The organism is Streptomyces sp. NPDC008125 (assembly GCF_042957125.1).
Classification (GTDB): domain Bacteria; phylum Actinomycetota; class Actinomycetes; order Streptomycetales; family Streptomycetaceae; genus Streptomyces.
Genome location: NZ_JBIBHR010000020.1, coordinates 104,105 through 128,832, shown reverse-complemented (window position 1 = coordinate 128,832; position 24,728 = coordinate 104,105). Strand labels below are relative to the sequence as shown.

Sequence of the window (24,728 nt, the reverse complement as noted above, 5' to 3'; positions counted from 1 at the left end):
CAACCCGGTTTCCGGCCCCGTCGAGGCCGTGACGAGGGGGTGCCCGGGCGTCCACCGCCCCGGCACCCCCTCCTCACGCCCGGGCCGCCCCGGGGTCCAGCCGGTTCACTCGCGGGCCGCGCCCGTAGTCGCCGCCGTGCCTCTGCCGGCCAGGGTCCGGGCGTCGTCCGCCGAGGGTCTCCCGCCACTCCCCGCCACCGGCTCGCGATCGCTGTCGCGGTCAGGACTCCGGAGCCGGCGTGGTCCGGCCAGGGCGTACGTCAGCAGGAAGCCGAGCGAGACGACCAGCGCGCCGCCCGCCGCGTCGAGGATCCAGTGGTTGCCGGTGCCGACGATGGCGCAGATGGTGAAGAACGGGTGGAGCAGTCCCAAGGGCTTCATCCAGACCTTCGGGGCGAGGATCAGGATCATCAGCCCGCACCAGAGCGACCAGCCGAAGTGCAGCGACGGCATGGCCGCGTACTGGTTGGTGACCGAGGTCAGCGTCCCGTAGTCGGGCTTGGAGAAGTCCTGGACGCCGTGCACGGTGTCGATGAACCCGAGGCCGGGCATGAGCCGGGGCGGGGCCAGCGGGTAGAGCCAGAAGCCGACCAGCGCGAGGAGGGTCGCGAAGCCGATCGTGGAGCGGGCCCAGCGGTAGTCGGCGGGGCGGCGTACGTAGAGCACGCCGAGGATGGTCAGCGGGATGATGAAGTGGAACGTCGAGTAGTAGTAGTCGAAGAAGTCCCGCATCCAGCCGATTCCGGCGACCTTGTGGTTGAACCAGTGCTCGACGTCGATGTGCAGCCACTGCTCGATGGAGTGGACCTGCCGGCCGTGCTTCTCGGCGGTGGGGCGGCCCGCCGTCGCGGCGAGCCTGACCTTGGCGTACGCGGAGTAGACGACCCGGATGAGCAGGAGTTCCAGCAGCAGGTTGGGGCGGGTCAGTACCCGGCGCCAGAAGGGCAGCAGCGGCACCCGGCTCCAGCGCGCCGGCACCGGGCGGGCGTAGTCGGTGGGGACCGGCGCCGACCAGTACGGCGAGGTACGCGGCAGGAACGGCACGGCGCAGGCCGCGGCCAGCGCCGTGAGCAGCAGCACGTTGTCGCGCACGGGGTGGAGCGCCCCGATGTTCGGCAGCAGCATGGTGCCGGGCAGGGTGAGGACGAGGACCACCACTGCGGGCCAGACCAGCCGGTCGGAGGCCCGCTTCCCGACCCGGCCGACCACCGCGAGCAGCACCCAGAGCAGCTGGTGCTGCCAGGCGGTCGGGGAGACGACGACGGCCACGCAGCCGGTCACCGAGACGGCGAGGAGGAGCTGCCCGTCCCGGGCGTACCGGGCGGCGCGGCGCAGTCCGAGCACGGCGACGGCGACGGCCAGGACCAGCAGGACGGTGATCTCCAGCGGGCCTTCGAGGCCGAGGCGGAGCAGAGCGCCGTGCAGCGACTGGTTGGCGAGGCCGTCCGGGCGCTCGCCGAGCCCTGCTCCGGCGACGTGGTGGATCCAGTACGTCCAGGAGTCGTGCGGCAGCGCGGCCCAGGCGACGGCGGTGAGCGCGACGAAGGTGGCGCCGCCGGTCAGCGCGGCGCGTCGGCGCCCGGTCAGCCAGAGGAGGACCGCGAAGAGCAGGACGGGCGGCTGGAGCGCCGCCGCGATCCCGACCAGGACGCCCTGGGCCCGGTGGTCGCGGACCGTGAGGCAGCCGACGAGGACCAGCAGCACCGGCAGGATGCTGGTCTGCCCGAGGTGCAGCGCGTTGCGCACCGGCAGGGACAGCATCAGGAGGGTGATGGCGGCCGGGGCGGCGAACAGCGCGGTGCGGCGGCCCACCGGGGAGGGCAGCGCGCGGGCGGCGACGAGGCCGAGTGCGACCACGAGCAGCAGGGAGACGCTGGTCCAGGCGATCCCGAGGGCCTCCTCCGCCGACGCGCCGAGCGGCTTGAGGACGAGCCCAGCGAACGGTGTGCCGGTGAACCGGTCCGGGTCGTAGAGCGAGCCCTTGACGCGCAGGACGCCGTTCTCCCCGATCCACGTCTCCAGATCGGTCAGCCGCTCACCCGGCGGCTGTCTGAGTACCACCGTCATCTGGCGTACGGCGAGAGCGGCGACGACCAGCCAGAGCACGATCCGGGCCGTCCCGGTCCTCGTCTCCGCGTCCGTCGCCACGCTCCCGTGCACGCCGTGTTCCGCATGTGTCACGCTGCGCCGACCCTCCCACCGCTCCTGGCACATTCCCGTGGATACGGGCTGTGCCCATGAAGCCTCGCATTGCCCCTGGGGATAGACACCATCAACCCCCACTTCGCCTGACCGTCACGTCGTTTTGCCCAAAAGAATGCCAGCCGTGTCCCACGGGCCACCGGATTCCCCGGTCCCGGGCGACCCGGCGCCCGCGGCGAAATTCGCTTCCCTCCCGATCCGTACGGTGATCGGATCGGCCCATGACCTGGACTTTGACCCCGGAGCGGTTCGATACGCCGGACGCGGCGCGACTGCTGCGGGACTACTACGACGAACTCGCCAGCCGCTACTGGAAGCGGCGGGCGACCGAGGCGGAGATAGACGACGGACTGACGGACGACGGCGTCGACCGCCTCGTCCCGCCCACCGGCCGGCTCGTGGTCGGCCGCTACGCGGGTGAGCCGGCGAGTTGCGTCGGGGTGTTCCTGGACCCGGCGACGGCCGTCGCCGAGCTGACCCGGGTCTACGTACGCCCCGGCTTCCGGCGCACCGGAGGCGGCGGGCTGCTGGTGGCTGCGGCCGAGGAGGTGGCGCGCGGGGCCGGGATGCGGGTGCTCCGGCTCGACACCCGGAGCGACCTGGTGGAGGCACGGGGTCTGTACGCGAAGCACGGGTTCCGGGAGATCCCCGCGTACAACGACGGCCCGTACGCCGACCACTGGTTCGCCAAGGAGCTGTGAGGAGCGAAGACAGTGTGAGGAGCGAAGGCGGTGAGCCGGGGCACCTGCAGGTACCCGGAGCCCGAACACGCTCGGTCCGCGCTTCTCCGCAGGGGGAGGAGAACCACCCCCACTCTGCGCCCCCACGCTCGGCGTCGGCCGGCATCCGTTCACCCGGTGTCCCATCGTGCGCATCCCGCAAGGCAACCGGGCCGGGGTCGGCGGCCCGGTGCCGGTGCGGCGGGAATCGCGGTGCTCAGTCGGACGGTGCGGCGCGGGCGGACGGCCATTCCCGCAGCGAGCGCCCCTCCACCAGCCAGGCATGCACGCACGACGGCAGCAACGACTGACCCGCGGAGCCCCGATACGGCCGGTGAGGGCCGTTCGGCGCAAGGACCACGGTCCGGTCGGCGCCGGCGGCCAGGGCCCAGCCACGCGCGCCTCCGGCCCCGGCCACGGACACGGGCACCGCGGCGATACCGCAGGCCGGATGCGCCGACATCAGTTCGGCCAGCCGGCGCAGTGCCCCGGGGGTCGAGTGCGTCAGGCTGCCCTGGAGCACGTCGGCGCAGTCCAGCAGGGAGGCGTCCCGGCAGGCGTCCACGTCCACGACGAGGTGCTCGTCGACGACCTCCGGACTGTGGGCACGGCGTCCAGGGCTCAGCCGGACGGTGAATGAGGCGTTCGCGCAACGGGCGTGCAGTACGTCCCCGAACGCGGGTGCCTCGACCACGACGAAGCGCTTCACGCCGACACCTCCCCGCGCCCCGACGCCTGCGCGGTCAGCGGGAGGGGATCCGGCAGCGGGACGGTCGCCGGCTCGTGCGCGGGCTGCCCCATCCCCAGGAGCTCGTACATGAGCCTGCGCATGTTCCGGTTGAACCGGCCGGGCTCCGACGTGATGCGCGCTCTGACCGCGGCGTACTCCTCGTGCCGGTGCTCCCTTGCCACGTAGTCGAGTTGGTCCACGAGCGGGTGGGTGGGGGACAGGGTGGGCGCGTGAGCGGCGAGGGTCGCCGCCGGCGACGAGGGATTGATCTCCTGCGCGGGCGGGGCGGCGAGCAGAATCGGCGCCCCGGTGAGCGTCCCGTAGAGAGTGACCGAGCCGTGATCACCGATGATCCAGTCCGCGGCGATCAGAACGCTGCGCCAGTCGGCTTCGGGCGGCACTATCCCGATGCCGAGGTGGGCGCAGCGCGCCAGCCACGACCTGACCTGGAACGCCCCGTGCCCGGCCCACACGTTGGGGTGGACGAGCAGGGCCGTACGGTAGCGTGCCGTCGGCAGTTCGCCGATCAACCTCGGCAGCAGCGCGTCGAACCTGCCGAAGGAGGAGTGCGCTCCCCACGTCGAAACAGCGACGACGAGTCTCTGTCCCTCGACAAGGCCGAGCGCGCGGCGGTACGCGGCGCGCAGAGGCAGGCTGGCGGCGATCCTGTCGTGCGCGGGATCACCGATCACGTGTGCCAGCGGCAGCGCCTCGGGGCAGTTGCGGACCAGCTCGCGCAGATCGGCGTGGTGCGGTACCGCCACTGCGGCAGGCAGCCGTCCACCGGGCAGGAGATCCTGTCTGCGCAGTCCCGCAACGCCTGCCTCCGCCCCCTCGGTCACCCTCTTCAGGTAGTTCGCCCCGTGCGGCAGCGTGATCAGCGGCGCGTCGACGTACTGAACGCCGCGCGGACCCGCGGTGAGCGCGAGATCGAAGGTCATGGCGATCGCCTGGTCCCACGGCAGCACCACGCTGCCGAGCTTCGCCAGGAAGGCAGGCACGTCGTCGCCGAAGTCGTGAGGCGGTGCGGTGAAGAAGACCTGGAGCCGGAAGTCCCCTTCCAGCAGGGAAAGGACGTCGAGCAGTCGTTTCCCGTACGTCACGGTGTGGACCACCGCCAGTACCCGCTTGCTGCCCACCAGAGTCAGCCACTGTCGTGGCCTGGTGTCGCTTCCCTCGATGGTGCCCGCTTCGAATCTGCTCGCCGCGGTCGTGTTCAACGCCGTCATGACGTCCCCCTGTTGGCTTCTCCTCGAATGCCACGAACTGCTTCTGCCGAAGAGATGCCCCGCAGCGGAGACGGAAGGCTCGACGGAGCCTTGCCAGAACCTTGCAGGGTTCTGTCGGCGGATCCCGGCGGGATGCGGTACGGGCATGGAGCGCGCCCTCATATGTTTCCGGGCACGGCGAAGCGCCGCGGCCCGGCGCTGAGATGAGGGGCGAGCGCGCCGACGGGGCCGCGGTTCAGCGGGTATCGGCACGAGGGCGGATGGGCGCCCGGACGGACGGCGCGCGACAGGAGGCCCGGCCAGGACGCGCACTGTCGCCCGCGACGTGTGGCAGCGCGACTCACCTGCCCCGGTGTTCGCACGGAGACTGCCCGGACGTGTCGTCAGAACGCTGAGCCAGGCATCAACGGTCTCTGTTTTCAGGCATGTTGAAGGTCAGATGTGAGAAGTCCCGGCCCTGGATCACCGGACCGTGCTGGGTGCCCCCGCTGATGCTGTTGTGCACCTCGTCGCCCGCACCGCTCCGCGCCGCCTGCCACCACTCTTCGAGGGAGGCGCGGAACTCCTCGTCCAGGGCGGCGCGTACGCCGAGCGCCGTCGCCAGCGCCTGAGCGCGCAGCGGATCGGCCGGATCACTCTCCAGTTCAGCGATCTCCGGTTCGCCCGAGCTGATGCCGGGCGGCACCTCGGCGCGCGTGTCGTCCGCCGAGCCGCGCCGGAACGGACGTCTCACCAGCGCGGTGAGCGCTTGCCATGCCTGGCGGCCGGCGTCGCCGCCGACACCGCCGGCGAGGGCGGTCAGGGCGGCTACCGTGATCTGGTCCATTTCAGGCTCCCTGGGTCGGTGTTCCACAGCCACGGGTCGGGCGCTGTCGGGCGGACGGACGGTTTTCCCGCACGGGCGGATCACCCGCCTCCGCCGAGCCGGTGCGCGTCTGCGGGGCTCGTGGTCTCGAACAGAGCGAAGGCACGCGCGAGGAGGCTCTCCGCCACCGCCCCATGGCCGTGCTCCGCGGCGCTCCGGCCGAGCATCTCCAGGGTGCGCGCCTGCCAGAAGACCGCTCCGGAGCCGGTGAAGACGGCCAGGGCCTCGTTCATCCTCGCCACGCCCTGCTCGTACGCCCCCGTCCGGACGTCGGCGCGCCCGAGGAACACGAGGGCCCGCGCCGCGTCGTGGGGGTCGTTCACCGCCACCATCGCGGCATGGGCCCGGGCGAAGCAGTCGACCGCCTCGTCAGCGGCGCCCCTCGCGAGTGCGATCTCACCGAGCGTGGTCCGGGCGAGGGCCGCGCCCCGCGGGTAGCCGCAGCCCTCCCAGACGGAGATCGCCTGTCTCAGGCGGGTCTCGGCCTCGGCGTACCGCCCGGCCTCGCGGTGGCAGGCACCGAGGCCCAGCAGCGCCTGCCCCTCGTCCCGCGGGTCACCGGCGTCGCGTGCGGCCAGGAGCGAGTCCTGGTACCAGGCGGTGGCTTCCCCGATGCGTCCTGCGGCGCTCAGGCCGATGGCTCCGGAGTTGAGCATCTGACGCTCGGCCGCCCTGTTGCCGGCCTCACGGGCGGCCACCAGTCCGATCTCGTGGGCCTCGATCCATTCGGAGTAGTGGCGCAGCCTCACGAAAAGGGGCCACAGGGCATCCACGAGCATCCAGCCGGTGTCGTACCAGCCGCTGCTCGCCGCGAGTCTCACGGCATCCAGCAGTTGGCTCCGCCGCGCGTCGAGCCAGCCGAGCGCCGTGACGTCGTCGGCGAACGGCAGGGGAAGGTCCGGCCGGTGGCGGTAGGACCGGGGAAGCGTGAGCTGCACGGGCGTCAGCCGTTCCTGAGCCGCCGTCGCCGTATACAGGCACCAGTCGCAGAACCGGCGCAGGGCCTCCTCACGAGCGGCGGCGGTGTCGTCCTCCATGGCACGGTGGTGCGCATGGATCCGCAGGAGATCGTGGAAGCGGCATGTCTCCGGACCGACGTCCTCGACGAGGTTCGCCTCTACCAGCTCGTCCAGCCGGCGCTCCGCCCACTCCAGCGACTCACCGCAGGTCGCCGCCGCGATCGTCGCGTCGAAAGTCCGCACGGGAAGCAGACCGAGCCTCCTGTACAGCCGCGCGGTCCCGTCTCCCAGTACTGCGTACGACGCGTCCAGAGCCTTGCTCACCGAGGTCTCCCCCTCAACTTCGAGCGCGGCGAGTCGATCACCGCCCGCGTTCCGTGCGAGGGCGTCGGCCAGCGCCCCGACCGACTGTCCCGGCCGCGTCGCCAGCCGGGCCGATGCCAGGCACACCGCGAGCGGAAGGCCCCCGCACAAGTCCACCAAGCGTTGGACCGACGGGAGTTCACCCTCGACACGCTCCGCCCCGATCGCCCGCGTGAGCAGTTCGACCCCGGCGGCCGGACCGAGCGCGGCAAGTTGGTGGAAGCCCGCTCCCTGCATACGCAGGCCGGTCAGCCGGTGACGGCTCGTGACGACCACGAGGCCGCCCGGGCCGCTGAGCAGCAGCGGCCGTATCTGGGCGGCCGTGAACGAGTTGTCCAGCATGATCGCGATACGGCGGTCGGCGGTCAGGGACCGCCACAGCGAGGACAGTTCGGCCATGTCGGCGGGCGGTGGCCCCGCGCCCAACGCCCGGAGGAACTGGCCAAGGATCTCCGTCGGCCGTACCGGCTCGTCCACCGAGTGCCCGCGCAGGTCCGCGTACAGCTGCCCGTCGGGGAATTCGGCGCTCAGCGAATGCAGCCATCTGGACGCCAGGGTGGTCTTGCCGATTCCGGCCGGACCGCTGACGACGATCAGTGGTAATCCCGTGGAGCGTAGATCGTCCAGTGCCGCCAGATCACTTCTCCGATCGGTGAAGTTCGCCGGAACGGGCAAGAGTTGGCGCGGCCGCGCCGGCCGGGCGGGCCCCGTGGACACGGAGTGGAGGTGAATGCCTCCGTGCACCTCACGAGCCTGGACGGTGGGGCCGTACAGGCTCGCCCCGCCACTGATCTCGTTCCCGTGGGGCCCTGGCGCGGCCCTGCTCGAATCATTCATCCATCCGCCCCCGAGATGATCGATCGGCCCGTTGTCCGAGCTCTTTCGCGTTCTACCCCGGCACGACCGGAAACGACCGTCCGGAATGAGCCGATCACGCCACGTGCCTCAGAGTCGTATGGCGGAACTCTGCGCGCGATGTCATGCTCGTGAACCATCCGACGAACCGGCGGGGGCGCTGGTGGAAATCCAGATTCTCGGACCGGTGGGGCTTCGGCTCAACGGGCAGTTGCTGAGCTTGGGCTCGGACAAGGAACGACTTCTGCTGGCCGCACTGGCTCTTGAGGCAAATCGTCCGGTCGCGATGAGTGAGCTGGTGGAGCGCCTCTGGGACGGCGACCCACCCGTGCGCGCCCGCGAGAACACGCACACCTACGTCTCGCGTGTCCGCCGGCGGCTGCGGCTGGCCGGAGCGGGGCCGGAGGCGCCCACCATCGTCGGGAAGGCACACACCTACACCCTGCGAGCCGGGCACGACTGCGTGGACCGGCAGCGTTTCCAGCACTTCGTCGACGCGGCCTCCACGTGCGACAGTGACGCGCGGGCGGTGGACCTGCTGTCCCGGGCGGAGAAGATGTGGCAGGGCGAGGCCCTGGCGGGGCTGCCCGGATTCTGGGCGGCCACCGTGCGGCGGGCACTCGGGGAGTCGCGGCTCAGCGCCACCGCGTCGCGCGTCGCCGCGGGACTGCGACTGGGCCGGTACGCCGAACAGGTCGGCGAGCTCTCCGCGTTGGCCGCGCGGCATCCCGGTGACGAGACGCTGATCGGTCAGTTGATGCTCGCGTACTACGGCAGTGGACGGTACACGGACGCGCTCCGTGTCCATCAACGGGCCCGGCAGTCCTTGATGGTGGAGTACGGGGCCGTTCCGGGGGCGGAGTTGAACGCGATCCACCGGGGCGTGCTGGCCCGCGTGCCGGCCCGCGAACTGGTCCATGGGGCCGGTGCCTGGCTGACGACCGGTCCACTCGCACCCGTCGCCGGTGCCCCTCCCGCTCCCCCTCCGGAGCCACCCGAGGCCGCCGGGCCGCCACCCGAATCGCCGCCGCGCCGGAACCTTCCCCAGCAACCGTCGCTCGTCGGGCGCCGTGCGGAGTTGCGGGCCCTCACCTCCGTGGTCACCGAGGGGAGCTCGCACGACGGCTCGATCGTCACCGTGGAAGCGGTCAGCGGGATGGCAGGGGTGGGCAAAACCGCCCTGGCCGTGGCCAGTGCCCATCTGCTCGCCGACAGATACCCGGACGGCCAGCTGTACATCGATCTGCACGGCCACTCACCCACTCAGGAACCGCTCACCGCGAGGGCGGCGCTCGCGACACTGCTGAGACTGCTGGGAGCTCCGGCCTTCTCCATTCCGGCCGAGCTGGAGGGGCGTTCGGCCCTGTGGCGGACCATGCTGGCCGAGCGCCGGGTGGTCATCGTCCTGGACGACGCGACCGGGCCCGAGCAGGTCGGCCCCCTGCTGCCGAGCGGGTCGCCGTCCCTCACCATCATCGCCAGCCGTCGCCATCTCACCGGCATTCCCCAGGCGCTGTCGGTCCCGCTCGACGCCCTGCCGGAGGAGGACGCCGTCTCGCTCTTCCGCGGCTTCGCGGGCGAGGAACGCACCCGGGACCTCGCGGAGACGGCACGGATCGTGGGACTGTGCGGATATCTCCCTCTCGCGATCGAACTGGTGGCGCACAGATTCCGGGCCCGTACCTCCTGGACGCTGACCGTCCTCGCCGAGCGTCTGGCGCGGACTCCCGGGCGGCTGACGGAAATCCACAGCGCCGACCAGGAGCAGGAGATGACGCGGGCGTTCGCCCTGTCCTACCGAACTCTCACCGCGCAGCAGCGCACCGCGTTCCGTCGTCTCGGGCTGCACCCCGGAACCGAGTTCACCGCCGGCGCGGCGTCCGCCCTGCTCGGACTGGAGCAGGACACGACCGAACGACTGCTCGAAGGCCTGTTGGCGTGCCACCTGCTCAGGGAGCCCGTCCCGGATCGCTATCGCTACCACGACCTGCTGCGCGAGTACGCCCACGGCCTGTCCGTCTCGGAGGACAGCGAGCAGGAACGCCGCCGGGCCATGACCCGGCTCACCGACTTCTACACCGCGACTGCCGACCGGGCGGATCGATTGGCCTATCCCCGACGCATACGGCCCGCCTCACCGGAGCCACCGTCGCCGACGCCTCCGCCGCCCCTGCCCGACTCCGTCGCCGCACGATCCTGGCTGACCGCGGAGCGCGGCAACCTCCTCGCCGTCGAAGAGCATGTCCGGAGCAACGGCGCACCCGAGGCGGCTGCCCGGCTCTCCGGCGTCCTGGCGGGGTTCCTTCAGTCGGAATGCCACTGGCAGGACGCCAAGAAGCTTCTGCGACACGCCGTTTCCCACTGGGACCGGACGGGCGACGACCCGTCAGCGCTCTGCCGGGCCCTGATCGATCTCTGTGCCGCGGACGCGAGCATCGGCGACTACCCGGAGGCTGCCAAGGCAGGTGAGCGAGCGCTGGAACTGGCGCACTCGCTGGGCGACCAACCGGCCGAGGCCGAGGCACTGAGGGTCCTCGGCACACTGAACTGGCATCTGGGCGAGACCCGCAAGGCTCTGGCCCTGCTCCAGCGATCCCTCGCCATAAAGTCGCGGGCGGGGGACGCCTGGGACAAGGCGCGCAGTCGGAACAACATCGCGGTGACCATGCTGCTCCTCGGGGAGCGCGGGCAGGCACTCATGCATTTTCGCGAGGCCCTGACGGGATTTCGGAAATCGCTCGACGAAATCGCATCCGCACAGACCCTCAATAATATCGGTGAGTTACAGATGCAATCGGGAGAGCTGACGTCGGCCCGTCGCTCGTTCGAAGAATCTCTATCATTCCTGGAAAGCGAAGGAAGTCGATACGACCGCGCCACCGTACGAAGGAATCTGGCCGAAGCACTCACCGAATCAGGGGAACCCGGAGCGGCCCTCTCCATGTTCGAGGAAGCACTCTCGGAATTCCGGTCGCTCGGCGACCGCAAAAGCCAGGCCGAGGCGCTGATCGGGATCGGCGAGGCGCACTGGCGCCTCGGGAACGCAGGAGAATCCGGTCGCGAACTCCGGGAGGCGCTGAAGATCGCACAGGACATAGGAGCAGCTCACCACGAGGTCCAAGCCCTGCACCACCTCGGACGGGCGGACTACTCGGACGGCCATGTGGACGCCGCGACGGACCGGCTGCGAGCAGCTGCGGCCGTCGCCGCCCGCACGCACGACATCGACGAGGAGACCGCGGTTCGGATGCTGCTGGCGGAAGTGCGACTCGCGGCGGGGGATGTCGGCGAAGCCAACACGCTCCTGCATCAGGCATTCGAACTGGCGCAGGGTCGGGACCCGGTCACCGCAGGTCGGATCGGCAGCCGACTGGCAGAAATCGAACAAATGCTCGACAATGGCACGGGGGTCGACCTCCCGCAAGCCGGCATCGAATTCTGAATATCTCTTTGGCATATTCACACGGCATGCATGAATTCACCACGCGACCCCGACGCACTCGACGGACCGCGGCACCTGCTAATCTCCCCTCTTTCGTGAGTCGAGAGGAAAGTTGCAAGTGCGCTCCTTCGTGGCGATCAGCATCGCTTGTGTGACCGTCCTGACGGCAGGACTAACGACCGTCGTCGACCAGAAGAACGGCTGCATCATGATTTGGATCCGTTCGTCCGTTTCGGACACGGCGTAGAGGGCGAGCTCCAGCCGAGTCCGCGAACGAATCAACGGTGGGCCCGCCGTCACGGCTTTTGCGGCTCACTGTCCGCCGGGCGCCGATCAGGGCGGTGAGCGCGATCGGCGCAGGCCTTCGACGCCGATGAACACGTCGTTGCTCTCGAGGGCACCACCACGGGCCGAAGGAGGTGCCGGCATGACGACCTCGGAGTGATGCGGGCCCGAGCAGCTTCGGCGGTCCGAACGCGGCCGAAGCCCGAGCCCGGCCCCTGCTCACTCCCCTCACGAAGTGCGCTCCAGGTCGAAGGGACCTGGAGCTCCCTTGTTCCCGGCCCCGGCGGTTCCCGGTCCCGACGGTTTCCGGTCCCGACGGTTTCCGGCCCGACGGTTTCCGGCCCGCCATCGCGGGGCAGCCAGGACATGCGCGCCCGAATCCCACGTCGCTGCCCGATGAGAGCCGAAACCGGCACGGCGCCGGAGCCCGGGATCGGGCGGTCAGACACCCGGGCCGGTGTGGCGCGGCTCGGCCGCGTGGTCGCGGGGAGCCTCGGGCAGGTGAGGCCGCTCCCTCCGGGAGCCGCTGACCTCGGCGGTGAGCTCGGAGACCAGGGCGACCAGATCGGTCGGCCGGTCCGGCCCCCACCAGTCGCCCAGCATCTCGGCGAGCGAGTCCTCCCGGGCCCGGGAGAGCCGTACGACTGCCTCCGCGCCCGGTTCGGTGAGCACCAGCTGTACGCCGTCGCGGCGCGCGAGCCCGCGTTCCTCCAGCTGTCGGGACGCGTCGGTGATGACCTTCAGCGGCAGCGGGGTCACGCCGGCGAGCCGGGCGGGCTCGACCGCCCCGTGCCGCTTGATGCGGAGCAGCAGCCAGCCGGCGGCGGGCAACAGGTCGTACCCGGCGCGTGCGGTGATCTTCTCGTAGACCTCGCGCCGCCCCTCGCGGGTGGCGAGGACGGAGAGGGCACGGGCGCACTCGTCGTAGGAGGAGCGCTGGACCGGGTTCGAGGCCAGGGTCTCGGTGGTGTCGGGTGCGGTGACCGAGCCGCGGAGCTTGTCCTCCTTGAGGAACCACGCGACGACGAAGGCGATGAGCACGACCGGGGCCGCGTAGAGGAACACGTCGGTGATGGACGTCGCGAACGCGTCGAGGACGGAGGGGCGCAGGTCGGCGGGGAGCTCCCCGATGCCGCGGGGGTCGGCGGCCAGCCGTCCGGGGTCGACGCCCGGCGGCAGTGGCCGGCCGCTGAGCGCGTCGGCCAGCCGGTCGTTGAGCAGGCTGGTGAAGATCGTGCCGAAGATGGCGACCCCGAAGGAGGCGCCGATGGACCGGAAGAACGTGGCGCCGGAGGTGGCGACGCCCAGGTCCTCGTAGGGGACGGCGTTCTGGACGACCAGCACGAGGACCTGCATCACCAGGCCGAGCCCGGCACCGAAGACGAAGAAGTAGGCGCTCATCTCCCAGGTCGAGCTGTTCACGTCGAGCCGGTGCAGGAGCAGCAGGCCGATCGCGGTGACGGCCGTACCGACGAGGGGGAAGATCTTCCAGCGGCCGGTACGGCTGACGATCTGGCCGGAGCCGGTCGAGGTGAGCAGCAGTCCCAGCACCATCGGCAGCATGTGCACGCCGGACATGGTCGGGGTGATGCCCTGCACGACCTGGAGGAACGTCGGCAGGTAGGTCATCGCGCCGAACATCGCGAAGCCGATGACGAAGCTGATGAGGGCGACGAGGCTGAAGGTTCTGATCCGGAAGAGCTTCAGCGGCAGTACGGGTTCGGCGGCGCGCCGTTCGACGGCCACGAAGGCGATCAGGAGCACCACCGCGAGGACGGACAGCCCGATGATCTGCGCGGACCCCCAGTCCCAGGTCGTACCGCCCAGGGAGGCCACCAGGACCAGGCAGGTCGCCACGGCCGCGATGAGGAAGGTGCCGAGGTAGTCGATGGTGTGCTTGGTCCGCCGGACCGGGATGTGCAGGACGGCGGCGATGACGATCAGCGCCACGGCGCCGATCGGGAGGTTGATGTAGAAGACCCAGCGCCAGGAGAGGTGCTGGGTGAAGAGGCCGCCCAGCAGCGGTCCGAGCACGCTGGTCACGCCGAAGACGGCCCCGAAGAGGCCCTGGTACTTGCCGCGCTCCCGGGGCGGGACGATGTCGCCGACGATGGCCATCGAGAGCACCATCAGCCCGCCGCCGCCGAGGCCCTGGAGAGCGCGGAAACCGATCAGCTGCGGCATGTTCTGCGCGATTCCGCAGAGCGCCGAGCCGATCAGGAAGATGACGATGGCGGTCTGGAAGAGTTTTTTACGTCCGTACTGGTCGCCGAGTTTGCCCCAGAGCGGGGTGGCCGCCGTCGCCGCCAGCATGTAGGCGGTGACCACCCACGAGAGGTGTTCCAGGCCGCCGAGGTCGCTGACGATCGTGGGAAGCGCCGTGGAGACGATCGTCTGGTCGAGCGCCGCGAGCAGCATGCCGAGCAGCAGCGCGCCGATGGCCACCAGAATCGTCCGCTGAGACCGCACCTCCCCGGGCGCGAGCGGCGGACTCGACTGCTGGGCCATGGGCGTCTCCTCGGATCTCCGGGTACACACCATCCTTACCTCTATGTCCGCTTATGGCCTGCTGAGCGGTGACACCGCGTCGAACGCACGCTCGGGGACCTGCATAATCCAAGACAATTCAAGGGGAGGGGACCCACGATGACGGGACAGACGTGCCCGAACTGCGGCGGACTGCGTGGCAGCAGACCGCCGGGACCCGGGCCGGGCGCGGCACCGGCCTGCGGATGCGCCGCCGAAGGCGCGGCGGCGGCACAGGCCGGGGCGGGGGCCACCGGTGGGAACGCCGCTGGCGGCACCGGGGGAAAGGCCGGCGGGAAGGCCGCCAGGAACGCTGCCGAGGTGGCGGCGGCCGAGGACTTCGACCCGCTGCGGATCAGGCCGTACGTGACGCTGCCGAACTCCGGGGAGCCGGAGGAGGGCAGGGGCGCGCAACCCGGTGGGTCCGCGGTGGCCGGTGGGGCCGCAGCGGGCGATGGAGTAGTGGCGGCCGGTGGGGCCCCGGTGGCCGATGGAGCAGCGGCGGCCGATGGAGCCCCGGCCACCGGCGCCGAGGCCCCCCTCGTGGGCGGTACGGAAGGTACGGGCGCCCCCGCCCCCGCCGACACGACGATGCGGCTGCCCGCGGTGCCTCCGGCCGAACGCGGGGCGAACCGACCCGCCGGGCCGATGCCCCCGCCCGCGCCCACGCCCGCTCCCGGGTCCGCGCCGGTGGGCGGCGGGGCCGGGGAGGCGAAGCCCGACCCCGTCCAGCCCCGCCGCAGGAGCCCGTTCGTCGCGCTGGGGGTGGCGGCGGCCGTCGTCGTCATGATCGGGACCGCCTCGGTCCTCGGCGGCGTCTTCGACGGGGACGAGGCCGCCCGGCAGGAGAGCCTGCCCGACACCACGACGAGCGTTCCGGACGCGTCCGCCGACGCGACGGACGCCCCGGCGAGCCCGTCCGCTTCCCCGTCGGTCTCCGCCACGGCCTCGCCCTCCGCCTCGGCGGCCTCCGCCTCCCCGTCGGCCTCGGCCTCGGCGTCCCCTTCGGCCACCGGGGCGAGCGCGGCCCCGACCGCCTCCGCCGGGATGCCGTCGCCCACGCCGAGCAACCCGACCTCCGCCCCGCCGGTCGACGCCTCGCCCTCGGCCACGACCGCGCCACCGGCGGTCGCCGCCACCCTGCAGCGGGGTGACTACGGACCGGCGGTCGCCGAACTCCAGACCCGGCTCCGGCAGGCGCACCTCTTCTACGGCGCGATCGACTCGAACTACACGGACCGGGTCGAGATGGCCGTGGCCACGTACCAGTCGATCCACCGCGTCCAGGGCGATCCCTCGGGCGTGTACGGGCCCAACACCCGGAGCGCCCTGGAGGCGGCGACGACCGGGAAGAGGGGGCGCTGACCCGACCGGCGGCTGTCCCGTCCCGGAGGGATTGGCATTCCGGGACAGGTTTTTGTATCGTGATGGAACAAAGTGGCTTCGCCCGCACTCCCTGACCGGCGGGCGGGGCTGCTCTTGTTCTTCGTGCGCCGCACGTCTTCGCGCCCGTGGCGCACGCGTCCCCTACGCACTTCGTGCTCTGGAGCTCGCCCATGCCGGCCACCGTCCTCGCAGCCCACGCCGTCCTCCTCGACATGGACGGAACCCTGGTCAACTCCGACGCGGTCGTGGAGCGCTGCTGGCGCCGCTGGGCCGTGGAGCACGGGCTGGATCCGGAGGCCGCGCTCAAGGTGGTGCACGGACGGCAGGGGTACGCCACGATGGCGATCCTCCTCCCGGACCGCCCCATGGACCAGAACCACGCGGACAACCGCGTGATGCTGGCCGAGGAGACCGCCGACACCGACGGCGTCGTGCCGGTCGGCGGGGCCCCGGCGTTCATGGCCGCGCTCGCGGACCTGCCGCACGCCCTGGTGACCTCGGCCGACGCGGCTCTCGCCGGAACCCGGATGGCGGCGGCCGCACTGCCGATGCCCGTGGTCCGGGTGACCGCCGAGTGCGTCGGCGCCAGCAAGCCGGACCCGGAGGGCTTCCTCAAGGGTGCGGCCGAGCTCGGCTTCGCCCCCGCCGACTGCGTCGTGTTCGAGGACTCCGAGGCGGGCGTCGCCGCCGGCCGCGCGGCCGGCATGCGCGTCGTGGGCGTGGGCCCGCGCGCGGCGGCCCTCTCCCCGGACGCCCACGTCGACGACCTGACCCAGGTTCGCGTGGAGGCCCTGGCCGACGGCTCGTTGAAGCTGCACATCCGCGAAGGCCACTGACCCGCCGGGGTACGCCCCGAAGGCCACCGCCCACGGGGGCACGTACGCCCCAGCCGCACGACACGTCCGAAGCCCGCCGGGGCGCCCATGGCCTCCGGCGGGCTTCGGCATGTCCGGACGGACGGACCCACCCGGACGAAGGCCCATCAGCCCACCACCCCGGACCAACTCACCCTCACGAGCGTCCGATCGAACGCCAGAGCCCCTTGTTCGACCCCTTGATGTGACGTGCTCATGTCGTCACGCTGTTACCTGGTGCCCACCCCACAGAAACCTGGCACCGCGACGATGACCGGGCTCCACCCCAAGCAGCCCGGTCAACGCACCCCCACATCAGAGGAGTTCGCATGTCAAGGTTCTACGCGCGTCGCATAGCCGTCGTCGCCGCCTCCGCCGCGCTCGCCGCCACCACCGGGCTGCTCACCGCTCCGTCCGCCCAGGCCGCGATGCCGACTCCGGTCAGCGCCGCCACCGCCCGTACGTATCTGGGCCAGTTGACGGTCGCGGCGGCGGGCTCCACGAGCGGTTACAGCCGCGACCTGTTCCCGCACTGGATCACCCAGTCCGGCGCCTGCGACACCCGCGAGACCGTGCTGAAGCGCGACGGAAGCGGAGTCGTCACCAACACCAGCTGCTCGGCCACGAGCGGCAGTTGGTACTCGCAGTACGACGGCGCGACCTGGACCGCCGCCTCCGACCTCGACATCGACCACATGGTCCCGCTGGCCGAGGCCTGGCGTTCGGGCGCCAGCGCCTGGACGACCGCCCAGCGCCAGGCGTTCGCCAACGACCTGACGCGCCCTCAGCTGATCGCCGTGACGGACAACGTCAACCAGTCCAAGGGCGACAAGGACCCCGCCGGCTGGCTCCCGTCCCGCGCCGCTTACGTCTGCACCTACGTGCGCGCCTGGGTGCAGGTGAAGCACTACTACAACCTGACCGTCGACTCCGCGGAGAAGACCGCGCTGACGACGACCCTCAACGGCTGCTGACCCCCGCGGGCCGGCCGCCACCCCGGACCGGTCGGCCCACGCCCGTTCCGCGCCGCCCCGTTCCGTGCCGCCCCGTTCCCGACCGCAGCCCCGTTCCGTACCGCCGCCCCGTTCCGTACCGGCACTCCGTTCCGTACGGTACGGAGAAGATCCGTACACGACGGCCACGGAGCGAGGAGGGCACAGATGACCGGGCTCCGCCTGGGACCACTGCTTCGGTACGTGGACCACTCGTCCGGGACCACCGCCACGATCTGGGTGGAGGCCGACCGGCCGTGCACGGTCGCGGTGCGCTGCCAGGACGGGGCGTCCGGGACCTCACCGACCTTCGCCGTGGCCGGCCACCACTACGCCCTCGTGGTCGTGGGCGGGCTGACCCCGGGCACGACCACCCCGTACGAGGTACTGATCGGCGACCGGAGCGTGTGGCCGCCGGCCGACTCACCGTTCCCACCCAGTACGATCACCGCCCCGGCGACCGCCGACGGGGCCCCGAGGGCACCGTTGCGCGTCGCCTTCGGCTCCTGCCGGTGGGCGGCTCCGCCCGGTGGCGGCAGCCCCTTCTCACCGGGTTCCCCGCTGCGCCCGCCGGGCGACGACCCCGTCGGCCCGGACGCGCTCGACGCCCTCGCCACCCGGCTGGCGTCCGACCCCACCGCCGCACGCCCGGACGTCCTGCTGCTCCTCGGCGACCAGGTCTACGCGGACGAGACCTCCGGGGCCACCCAGCGGTGGATCGCACGGCGGCGCGACCTGCGGGAGCCCCCGGGGCCCGAGGTCGCGGACTACGAGGAGTACACCCACCTCTACGACGAGTCCTGGCGGGACCCCGAGGTGCGCTGGCTGCTCTCCACCGTCCCCAGCTGCATGATCTTCGACGACCATGACGTCGTCGACGATTGGAACACCAGCGAATCGTGGCAGACGGACATGCGGGCCACTTCCTGGTGGCACGAGCGGATCGTCAGCGGGCTGATGTCGTACTGGGTGTACCAGCACCTCGGAAACCTCTCCCCCGCCGAGCTGGAGGCCGACCCCCTGTACGCGGAGATACGTTCCGCCGCGGACGGCACCGAGGCGCTGCGCCGGTTCGCGGCGGCTGCCGACGCGGACCCCTCCGGGGTGCGCTGGAGCTATCGGCGCGACTTCGGCCGGGTGCGCGTCCTCGTGGTGGACAGCCGCGCCGCCCGGGTCCTCGGCGAGCAGCAGAGGGCGATGCTCGACCCCGGGGAGGCGCGATGGGTGCGCGAAGCGGCGCTGGACGCGCCGGGTTCGTACGACCACCTCCTGATAGGGACCTCGCTGCCGTGGCTGCTCCCGCCGCTGATCCACGACGCGGAGGCGTGGGACGCGGCGCTCTGCCGGGGCGTGCGGGGTGGGCCGGACGGCCGCTGGGCCCGGTTCGGCGAGAAGCTGCGCCGCGCGGCCGACCTGGAGCACTGGGCGGCGTTCCCCGATTCGTTCCGGGAGCTGGCGGACCTGGTGCGGGAGGCGGGCGGCGGTCCGGGGGGCCCGGCAACCGTGTGTGTGCTCTCCGGCGATGTCCACCATGCGTACGTCGCCGAGCCCCGGTGGGCCACGGGTGGGCCGGAGGCCAGGGTGTTCCAGCTGACCTGCTCGCCCGTCCACAACTCGATTCCTGCCCTGATGAGAGTGGGCTTCCGGTTCGGCTGGAGCCGGGCCGGGACGTGGCTGGGTTCGCTGCTGGCCCGCCACGGGCGCACCGCCGAGCCGCCGGTGCGGTGGCGGCGGACCGGCGGCCCCTGGTTCGGGAACCAGCTGATGACGCTCACCCTGACCGGCCGGAGCGCGCGGCTGGATCTGGTGCGGGCGAGGAAGGCGGGGAAGGCCGGGCGATCGAGGAAATCCGGACCCCCCACCGACGGCGTCCGACTGGACACGATCATGGAACGCTCGCTCACCGAGGAGTTGTGACCCCTTTTCGTCGTCCTCGGGATCTCCTGCTCCGGAGCCCGGCGGCCGGTCCACCGCCGTACCCCCCTGACCGGGCACCCTTCCGGACCGCCCCCGGGCCCGGGTCCGCCGTGTCCCCCGTGTCCCGGGCCCCCGCGCGGGGGGCCCGCCCGGCGCCCGGCCGCTACCCTCCCGACGGTGCACGTGAGCTGTACAACACCGCGCTCCCCCCGACTACGTACGGGTGAACCACAGGCGTACGCTGTACAGCTGGCCCTGCCGCTCCTGCCGCTCCCCTGCGACGTCGCGGCGTTGATACGAACCGGGGAGTAGGACGTGTTTGAGAGTGTGGGTGCGCTGACAAGCAGCCCATGGGTCTACCTCGTGGTGGGCCTCTCGGTGCTCCTGGACGTGTTCCTCCCCGTCCTCCCCAGCGGTGTGCTGGTGATCACCGCGGCCACCGCCGCCGCCGCGGGTTCGACCACGGTTGCGGGTGCTCCCGGTGCGGCGGCCCACGCGGCGCCGTCCCTGCTCTTCCTCGCGTTGAGCGCTGCGGCCGCCTCGGTCCTCGGCGACCTCGTCGCGTACCGCCTCGCCTGGCGCGGCGGCGAACGGCTGGACCGCGCCATCGCCCGGTCCCGGCGCCTCACCTCGGCGCAGGAGCGCCTGGGCGCGGCGCTCAACCGCGGCGGCGGCGCGCTCGTCGTGATCGCGCGGTTCGCCCCGGCGGGCCGGTCCGTGGTCTCGCTGGGCGCGGGCGCGGCTCACCGCAAGGTGAAGGAGTTCCTGCCCTGGTCGGCCGTGGCGGGTGTCGCCTGGGCCGGTTACAGCGTCGGGCTGGGCTACTTCGGCGGCCAGTGGCTGGGCGCGACCTGGTTCGGCACGGCCATTTCCGTACTCGCGCTCTTCGTCGCGGGCGGCCTGGCGGCGTTCGTGATGCGCCGCCCGGCGGCTGCGGCCCAGCAGGCACTGGCCGAGGCGGCTGCCTCGGCCGCACCGGCTCCGGCCGGTCTCACCCCGTCCCCCTGAGCGCCCCGCACACCGCTCGATCGGCGCTTCCTCCGACGTACGTACACGCACAGCCGTACGCGGGCACAGCCGTACGCGGGCACAGCCGTACGCACCCTCAGCCGTGGGCGGCCGTGTGGGCGCCCCGCACCTCCAAGCCGTCGAGAAGCCGGTGCGTGGCTGCCGTGATCTCTTCCACGGCACGGTCGAACACCTCCTGGTTGTGCGCGGCGGGGGCACGGAAGCCGGACACCTTGCGGACGAACTGCAGGGCGGCGGCTCTCATGTCCTCTTCGGTGGCCTCCTCGGGGAGGGCCGGCGGTCGGAGCGTCTTGATACTGCGGCACATGAGTCCAGTGTGACCCCCACCACTGACAACCGGCCCGGACCGGGCACCGCGCACCGGTACCGCGACGACGCCGCCGGGCATGCGCCCCTCACATCACCGCGCCCCGGCGGTCCGTGCACGGGGCCCGGACGACCACCGCGTCGATGCCGATGGAGATGACGGCGGTGATCGGCGCGTAGGACGGCCGGAGGAAGTTCGCGATCAGGTTGACGGCGGCGAGCGCCACACCCGCTCCGCGCGCCCCGCCGGCGCCCGTGAGAATGCTCCAGCCGCCGACGACGAGGATCACTCCGAGGACCAGGTGGATCCGGCAGGATCGGGGTGGAAGCGGGAAGCCCTACGCGGCACGGAAGCCGCATTCGCGGTACGGACGGTGCACGCGGTACGGACGGTGCACGCGGTACGGCATCGGCGAGCGGGCCGACCGGGCGGCCGGGACCCGTGACGCCCCGGTCAGGGCGCGGCCACGACAGTGACGACGTGCCCCTGCGCGTCCACGGTCAGTACGGCCCGTTCGACCTTGCCGACCAGGGCCAGGACCAGCCATACCGGGCCCCAGAGGAAACAGGTGAACACCGTCAGAAAGGCGTGCAGTACGTGGTTGACCGGCTGCCCGTGCACGAGGACGGCCTGCGCGCCCGACCGGGATTCCACCCGCCATCCATCGGCGATCCGCTGGGCGACGGCCCAGTCGAGGATGAGGCTGCGCTGGGTGTCGTCCGGCGGGGCGGCATGCGGGGTGTAGTAGCCGGGCGGCGGTTCGATCGACGCCCTCGCCCGTGGAGTGCGGTGGAACTTCACGGGCTCACCTCCAGGTGTCGAGGTCTCCGCCTCGCCACTCGATCAGGTCGGGCTGGTCGAGGTCGGCGCCTTCCCCGTCCGGTACGAGTCCTGCCGTACGGAGAAGGGTGGCCACCTCTCCCCGACCGTGGGCCAGCCCCACGATCCGCCCGTGGACCGTCACTCTCCGCGCGCCGTTCGACGACGGCGGGAAGACGATCACGGGCGGGTGTACAGCCATGCGTCCACGGTGCCCCGCGCGCGCCGAGCGCGCATCCCGGGGGCGACGGACGCGCGGAACGCGTCGAACTCGTCCGTCCGTCCGCCGGGTCGGTCACGGCCGGCGGACGGTGGCGGTGCGGTGGCGACCCCGACGCCGACAGCACCGCCGACAGCAATCTTCGGCGCGGAGGCGGCGGCACCGGGACGGCGGGGCACCGTCGGTCAGGCCGCCTCCGCCATGTCGGTGTGCATCGCGGACGCCCATTCGACCAGCAGACGCTGATACGTCGCTTCGCCCTCCGGCGACAGTCGTCCGCCCGAACACTGCCACAGTGCGCGGATTTCCGCGTTCACCGCGTCAGGTGAGCGCACGGGAGCAGGCGCCGGAGGAAAAGTGGACATGCGTACAGATTACGGCGCCGAACTGACAACGGTGTCCACGGCATCGAGCGCCAATGTCCACGGAAACTCCTCGGGTCTCCCCTCGCCCGGCCGGTTGGGCTCGAATCCGCCGGGCCCGAAGAGCACGTTCACGCCCGCCTCGCGGAGTGTCTCCAAAGACCTTCTGAACTGCGGATGTCGCACGTAGGCGGCGTTTGCGCAGGGCATGGCCACGATCGGTATGTCCTTGCCGGTGCCCTCGGCGACCACGCCGACGACGAAGGTCGAAGTGATGCCGAGCGCCCATTGGTTGAGCGTGTTGAAGGTGGCCGGCGCGACGAGAATCACATCCGCCGGGGGCCAGACGTCCGGATCACCGGGCATCTTGTACTCGGATCGCACCGGGTGGCCGGTCGCCTCCTCCAGCGCGGGCAGTTGGGGCGCCAGCCACCGCGCGGCCGTCGGCGTGAGGCCCAGACAGACGTCCCAGCCGCGCGCCTGCGCATCTCTCACTACACGTAATACGTCGAACACCGGAGGGGCCGCAGAACAGAACACGTACAGAGTCGTCATGCAGGCCATACCACCCCGCGCTCCTCCCCGGATGCAACCGCCCCCGGAACGGGTGGTATCGCTACCGATGGCGCCCGCGCCCCCAGTGAGCGCGGGTACCTTCCCGGTGACTCGTGTAGAAACGGAGAACGCATGCCCAGCCAGGTCGGCGAGCACACCGGCACCCGCATCAAGGAACAGCGCAGGCTGGCCAGATTGACACAACGTCAACTAGCTGCCCGCCTGCCCTACTCGTACAGCCTGCTGAACCAGGTCGAGTGCGGTGCCAAACCGGCGAACCTCGACTTCGTGGCGGCGGTGGCACAGGTGTTGCGGATCGACGTGTCGGTACTGACGGGGCAGCCGTACGTCACCGAGCTCCAGCAGGACCGGCTGACCGAATTGATAAGGCCCATCCGCGAGGCGCTCGACCTGTACGACCTGGGCGGCGACGACACGATTCCGGAACGTTCCCCCGGGCAGCTGGTCGAGGCCGCGCAGCACCTCTGCGTACTGGTGCGGGCCACGCATCTGCGCAACGCGGCACGGATGCTGCCGTCCGTCATCACCGAACTGACCACCGCGGCCTGGCGTTCGGGCTCATCGGAACTGTGGCGGGCGCTCGCCTCCACCTACCGTACGGCGCACGACGTGAGTGTGAAGCTCGGCTACTACGACCTGTCCGCGGTGGCACTGGACCGGATGGACTGGGCGGCCCGGCGCGCCTCGGACCCGTGCCTGTCGGCGATCCGCCAGTACATGCGGGCGCTGGTGTACTTCCGGGAGGGCGAGTACCGGATCGGGCAGCGGCTCATCACCTCGGGCCACGAGATCGTGTCCGCCGCCGGGGAGGACCGGGAGGCCCTGGCCGTACGCGGCCAACTCCACCTCGGCGCCTCGGTGATCGCCGCGCGCGCGGAGCAACAGACCCTGGTGGACGACCACATCGCGGAGGCCACCCGCTGCGCGGAGGTCACGGGCGAGGCGACCCGGATCCACTGGCTCTCCTTCGGCCCGACCAACGTGTCGATGCACCGCATGTCGGCGGCGATCGAGATGCGGCAGTACGACGACGCCCTGGTCCAGGCCCAGGGCATCAAGCTGCCGGCCGGGCTCGCCACTTCGCGGCGCGCGCACTTCCTCATCGACCGTGCGCGCTGCGAGATGGAGACCGGCCACACCGAGGCGGCCCTCGGCTCCCTCGCCGATGCCCGGCACGCCGCCCCGGAGCAGACCCGGTACCACCCGGGTGCCCGTGAGACGATCAAGGGGCTGGTGCACCTCTCGCGCCGCACCCCTGATTCCCTGGGCCACATGGCCACCTGGATCGGCCTCTGAGCGCCCGCCGGGGCCTTGCGGCCCCGGCTCCCTCCGGTCTCCGCCTTGCTGGTCCACCTTGATGGTCACTGCTCGTATGTGCACGCTCACAGAACTGTGAGCGTTGCGGCCCCCGCGCCCCGGCATGCTGACGACACCTGATCCATGACGACACGGGGATGCCATGACTGTGAGGAACCTGCCGCCGGTATCCGAACTGACCGAACAACAACAGCGGGGCTGGTCGTGCGTCTGGTGCGCGGCCCCCTTGTCGACGGGGACCGCCATCAACCTCGGCGAACAGCGCCACGAACCCGCCTTCGGCTCGCCGTACTGGTGGTTCCCCCGCGCCTGCCCCGACGCCCGCGCCTGCGCGAAACGCGAGGTCACCGGCGACCGCCGCTGAGCGGCCCCCGCACGGGCCGGGACGCCCCCCTCGCCCCGGCCCTCCCCCTCGGGCCGGCCCTCGCCTCCCTCGGCCAGACCCTCCCCCTCGTACCGTCGCCTCCCCGCGATCCGCCCCTCACCTCTGCTTGCGCAACCTCCGCAACGCCGCCCTCGCCTCAGCCTGCTTGCGCCGCGCCACCCCGTACGGCGACCAGGCCCCCTGGTGCAGGTGACACCGCGAGGTCCCTGTCATCGCTTCCTTCGCACACCGGGTCCTGCGCTGCGTCAGGGCCCCGCATCTGATCCGCGCCATCCGTATCCACCCTTTCGTCGTCCCACGATCACCGTCACCCCCGCTTGCCGTCGCACTCCTTGCCGCCCCAGGCTCGGGCTCCCCGCGCCCCCAACGGTGCCCGAGGCAACTGCCCG

General features: G+C 71.6%; 21 protein-coding genes. 9 read left to right on the top strand and 12 right to left on the bottom strand.

The genetic code is table 11. The features are described from left to right. Nucleotides 1–105: 105 nt before the first annotated feature. Entirely contained in the window at nt 106–2,214 is a 2,109-nt protein-coding gene (locus ACFZAX_RS28850; protein WP_390965218.1) for a phosphatase PAP2 family protein, read from the bottom strand. 209 nt (nt 2,215–2,423) lie between these two features. On the opposite strand from ACFZAX_RS28850, the gene ACFZAX_RS28845 reads away from it, so the two are divergent. Continuing rightward, nucleotides 2,424–2,903 (top strand): GNAT family N-acetyltransferase, encoded by a 480-nt coding sequence (locus ACFZAX_RS28845; RefSeq protein WP_390965217.1) that lies wholly within the window; start codon nt 2,424–2,426, stop codon nt 2,901–2,903. Between the two features lie 235 nt (nt 2,904–3,138). Here the strand turns inward: ACFZAX_RS28845 and ACFZAX_RS28840 are convergent, their stop codons facing one another. The 4 genes from ACFZAX_RS28840 to ACFZAX_RS28825 form a co-directional block, all read right to left on the bottom strand. Next, nucleotides 3,139–3,630, bottom strand: coding sequence for a hypothetical protein (locus tag ACFZAX_RS28840; protein WP_390965216.1), 492 nt, complete (start codon nt 3,628–3,630; stop codon nt 3,139–3,141). Next, nucleotides 3,627–4,790: a hypothetical protein gene (locus ACFZAX_RS28835; RefSeq protein ID WP_390965252.1), complete on the bottom strand. Its 1,164-nt coding sequence runs from the start codon at nt 4,788–4,790 to the stop codon at nt 3,627–3,629. The genes ACFZAX_RS28840 and ACFZAX_RS28835 overlap by 4 nt, the downstream gene beginning before the upstream one ends. A gap of 493 nt (nt 4,791–5,283) precedes the next feature. Continuing rightward, nucleotides 5,284–5,706 carry a hypothetical protein gene (locus tag ACFZAX_RS28830; RefSeq protein WP_390965215.1) on the bottom strand — a complete coding sequence of 141 codons (423 nt, stop codon included), beginning with the start codon at nt 5,704–5,706 and terminating at the stop codon, nt 5,284–5,286. Between the two features lie 80 nt (nt 5,707–5,786). Next, a complete protein-coding gene (locus ACFZAX_RS28825; protein ID WP_390965214.1) occupies nt 5,787–7,904 on the bottom strand; it encodes a tetratricopeptide repeat protein in 2,118 nt (705 codons plus the stop codon). A gap of 181 nt (nt 7,905–8,085) precedes the next feature. Between ACFZAX_RS28825 and ACFZAX_RS28820 the strand changes: the two genes are divergently transcribed. Further along, the gene (locus tag ACFZAX_RS28820) at nt 8,086–11,364 is read left to right on the top strand and encodes a tetratricopeptide repeat protein (protein WP_390965213.1); all 3,279 of its coding nucleotides are present in this window, start codon (nt 8,086–8,088) and stop codon (nt 11,362–11,364) included. Between the two features lie 726 nt (nt 11,365–12,090). Here ACFZAX_RS28820 and ACFZAX_RS28815 read toward each other — a convergent pair. After that, on the bottom strand, nt 12,091–14,157 hold the full coding sequence (locus ACFZAX_RS28815) for a DHA2 family efflux MFS transporter permease subunit (protein WP_390965212.1): 2,067 nt from the start codon (nt 14,155–14,157) through the stop codon (nt 12,091–12,093). 138 nt (nt 14,158–14,295) lie between these two features. Between ACFZAX_RS28815 and ACFZAX_RS28810 the strand changes: the two genes are divergently transcribed. The 5 genes from ACFZAX_RS28810 (at nt 14,296) to ACFZAX_RS28790 (ending at nt 20,332) form a co-directional block, all read left to right on the top strand. Further along, nucleotides 14,296–15,540: a peptidoglycan-binding protein gene (locus ACFZAX_RS28810; protein WP_390965211.1), complete on the top strand. Its 1,245-nt coding sequence runs from the start codon at nt 14,296–14,298 to the stop codon at nt 15,538–15,540. A gap of 191 nt (nt 15,541–15,731) precedes the next feature. Beyond that, nucleotides 15,732–16,397, top strand: a complete 666-nt coding sequence (locus ACFZAX_RS28805) for an HAD-IA family hydrolase (protein WP_390965210.1) — start codon at nt 15,732–15,734, stop codon at nt 16,395–16,397. Nucleotides 16,398–16,744: 347 nt separating this feature from the next. After that, nucleotides 16,745–17,389 carry a DUF1524 domain-containing protein gene (locus ACFZAX_RS28800; protein WP_390965209.1) on the top strand — a complete coding sequence of 215 codons (645 nt, stop codon included), beginning with the start codon at nt 16,745–16,747 and terminating at the stop codon, nt 17,387–17,389. A 186-nt stretch (nt 17,390–17,575) separates the two neighbouring features. Beyond that, the gene (locus tag ACFZAX_RS28795; protein ID WP_390965208.1) at nt 17,576–19,324 is read left to right on the top strand and encodes an alkaline phosphatase D family protein; all 1,749 of its coding nucleotides are present in this window, start codon (nt 17,576–17,578) and stop codon (nt 19,322–19,324) included. A gap of 315 nt (nt 19,325–19,639) precedes the next feature. Beyond that, nucleotides 19,640–20,332: a VTT domain-containing protein gene (locus tag ACFZAX_RS28790; protein WP_390965207.1), complete on the top strand. Its 693-nt coding sequence runs from the start codon at nt 19,640–19,642 to the stop codon at nt 20,330–20,332. A 97-nt stretch (nt 20,333–20,429) separates the two neighbouring features. Here ACFZAX_RS28790 and ACFZAX_RS28785 read toward each other — a convergent pair whose 3' ends face one another. From ACFZAX_RS28785 to ACFZAX_RS28760, 6 genes are all read right to left on the bottom strand, one after another. Then, complete coding sequence (locus tag ACFZAX_RS28785; protein ID WP_327175540.1) at nt 20,430–20,660, bottom strand: DUF2277 domain-containing protein; 231 nt, start codon at nt 20,658–20,660, stop codon at nt 20,430–20,432. A gap of 88 nt (nt 20,661–20,748) precedes the next feature. Beyond that, nucleotides 20,749–20,949: a hypothetical protein gene (locus tag ACFZAX_RS28780; RefSeq protein ID WP_390965206.1), complete on the bottom strand. Its 201-nt coding sequence runs from the start codon at nt 20,947–20,949 to the stop codon at nt 20,749–20,751. Nucleotides 20,950–21,113: 164 nt separating this feature from the next. Then, the gene (locus ACFZAX_RS28775) at nt 21,114–21,461 is read right to left on the bottom strand and encodes a hypothetical protein (RefSeq protein WP_390965204.1); all 348 of its coding nucleotides are present in this window, start codon (nt 21,459–21,461) and stop codon (nt 21,114–21,116) included. Nucleotides 21,462–21,465: 4 nt separating this feature from the next. Then, entirely contained in the window at nt 21,466–21,681 is a 216-nt protein-coding gene (locus ACFZAX_RS28770) for a hypothetical protein (RefSeq protein WP_390965203.1), read from the bottom strand. Between the two features lie 203 nt (nt 21,682–21,884). Next, entirely contained in the window at nt 21,885–22,064 is a 180-nt protein-coding gene (locus tag ACFZAX_RS28765) for a hypothetical protein (RefSeq protein WP_390965202.1), read from the bottom strand. A 9-nt stretch (nt 22,065–22,073) separates the two neighbouring features. Continuing rightward, complete coding sequence (locus ACFZAX_RS28760) at nt 22,074–22,625, bottom strand: flavoprotein (protein ID WP_390965201.1); 552 nt, start codon at nt 22,623–22,625, stop codon at nt 22,074–22,076. A 123-nt stretch (nt 22,626–22,748) separates the two neighbouring features. Here ACFZAX_RS28760 and ACFZAX_RS28755 point away from each other — a divergent pair, with 123 nt between their 5' ends. Then, nucleotides 22,749–23,933, top strand: a complete 1,185-nt coding sequence (locus tag ACFZAX_RS28755) for a helix-turn-helix domain-containing protein (RefSeq protein ID WP_390965200.1) — start codon at nt 22,749–22,751, stop codon at nt 23,931–23,933. 163 nt (nt 23,934–24,096) lie between these two features. Then, nucleotides 24,097–24,318 (top strand): hypothetical protein, encoded by a 222-nt coding sequence (locus tag ACFZAX_RS28750; RefSeq protein ID WP_390965199.1) that lies wholly within the window; start codon nt 24,097–24,099, stop codon nt 24,316–24,318. The last annotated feature ends 410 nt before the right edge of the window (nt 24,319–24,728 follow it).

Bases quoted from the DNA above. Each gene is read 5' to 3' on its own strand.
- ACFZAX_RS28850 (WP_390965218.1), bottom strand. From the start codon at position 2,214: ATGTGCCAGGAGCGGTGGGAGGGTCGGCGCAGCGTGACACATGCGGAA.
- ACFZAX_RS28845 (WP_390965217.1), top strand. From the start codon at position 2,424: ATGACCTGGACTTTGACCCCGGAGCGGTTCGATACGCCGGACGCGGCG.
- ACFZAX_RS28795 (WP_390965208.1), top strand. From the start codon at position 17,576: ATGACCGGGCTCCGCCTGGGACCACTGCTTCGGTACGTGGACCACTCG.
- ACFZAX_RS28755 (WP_390965200.1), top strand. From the start codon at position 22,749: ATGCCCAGCCAGGTCGGCGAGCACACCGGCACCCGCATCAAGGAACAG.
- ACFZAX_RS28830 (WP_390965215.1), bottom strand. From the start codon at position 5,706: ATGGACCAGATCACGGTAGCCGCCCTGACCGCCCTCGCCGGCGGTGTC.
- ACFZAX_RS28805 (WP_390965210.1), top strand. From the start codon at position 15,732: ATGCCGGCCACCGTCCTCGCAGCCCACGCCGTCCTCCTCGACATGGAC.
- ACFZAX_RS28770 (WP_390965203.1), bottom strand. From the start codon at position 21,681: ATGGCTGTACACCCGCCCGTGATCGTCTTCCCGCCGTCGTCGAACGGC.
- ACFZAX_RS28825 (WP_390965214.1), bottom strand. From the start codon at position 7,904: ATGAATGATTCGAGCAGGGCCGCGCCAGGGCCCCACGGGAACGAGATC.
- ACFZAX_RS28800 (WP_390965209.1), top strand. From the start codon at position 16,745: ATGTCAAGGTTCTACGCGCGTCGCATAGCCGTCGTCGCCGCCTCCGCC.
- ACFZAX_RS28765 (WP_390965202.1), bottom strand. From the start codon at position 22,064: ATGTCCACTTTTCCTCCGGCGCCTGCTCCCGTGCGCTCACCTGACGCG.
- ACFZAX_RS28760 (WP_390965201.1), bottom strand. From the start codon at position 22,625: ATGGCCTGCATGACGACTCTGTACGTGTTCTGTTCTGCGGCCCCTCCG.
- ACFZAX_RS28785 (WP_327175540.1), bottom strand. From the start codon at position 20,660: ATGTGCCGCAGTATCAAGACGCTCCGACCGCCGGCCCTCCCCGAGGAG.
- ACFZAX_RS28810 (WP_390965211.1), top strand. From the start codon at position 14,296: ATGACGGGACAGACGTGCCCGAACTGCGGCGGACTGCGTGGCAGCAGA.
- ACFZAX_RS28815 (WP_390965212.1), bottom strand. From the start codon at position 14,157: ATGGCCCAGCAGTCGAGTCCGCCGCTCGCGCCCGGGGAGGTGCGGTCT.
- ACFZAX_RS28750 (WP_390965199.1), top strand. From the start codon at position 24,097: ATGACTGTGAGGAACCTGCCGCCGGTATCCGAACTGACCGAACAACAA.